The organism is Bacteroides caecigallinarum (genome assembly GCF_021531075.1).
Taxonomy (GTDB): Bacteria; Bacteroidota; Bacteroidia; order Bacteroidales; family Bacteroidaceae; genus Phocaeicola; species Phocaeicola caecigallinarum_B.
This window is the reverse complement of the sequence record NZ_JADYTJ010000159.1, coordinates 1-514: the sequence shown is the minus strand read 5'-3', so window position 1 is coordinate 514 and position 514 is coordinate 1. Positions and strand designations below refer to the sequence as shown.

The 514-nt window shown below is 49.6% G+C and carries 1 protein-coding gene and 1 pseudogene; both read left to right on the top strand.

Going from position 1 to position 514, the window contains the following annotated elements; genetic code table 11:
* Positions 1-284: pseudogene (locus tag I6E11_RS14875) on the top strand (hypothetical protein); the annotation flags it as partial.
* Positions 285-327: 43 nt separating this feature from the next.
* On the top strand, positions 328-514 hold a 187-nt coding region (locus I6E11_RS14870; protein WP_235338853.1), incomplete at its 3' end, for a DUF3876 domain-containing protein.

The window sequence follows — 514 nt, the reverse complement described above, 5'->3', positions numbered from 1 at the left end:
CCAACCCGAAGAATATTGACAGCCCTTTCATTAATTCCTGTTTTCTCATGAAATACGGCATTGACCGGAATTCCCCGGATGAAATCAGGCGGCAACAGTCAGAAAAGGCATATAAAGAACTTTATGCCAGGTTTGAAACCATGGTTGGCCTGAAGTCCCCAAACAAAAAGGACGATACCATTATCCGCAAGGAATGTCGGCAGCCAGCCTGTAAGGACAGGCCGACCGGAAAAGTCCGCATCCCTGTCAGTCCGAAGCCAAAGAGACGCAAGATGGGACTTTGAGAGATTCAGTAAAACAAGAACAACATCATTAAAAAGACAAGACATGAAAAACAGACAGTTGTACAGACTGGCCGCCTGCCTGATCGGGGCGGCATCACTGCTGCTGCAGAGCTGCAGTGAGAGCAGGTTCAAGGACTGTGACCGCCTGTGCGGTTCATGGAGCAGTGTGGAAGGCAAGCCCGATGTCCTTATATATAAGGAAGGGGACGCCTACAAGGTGACGGTCTTCG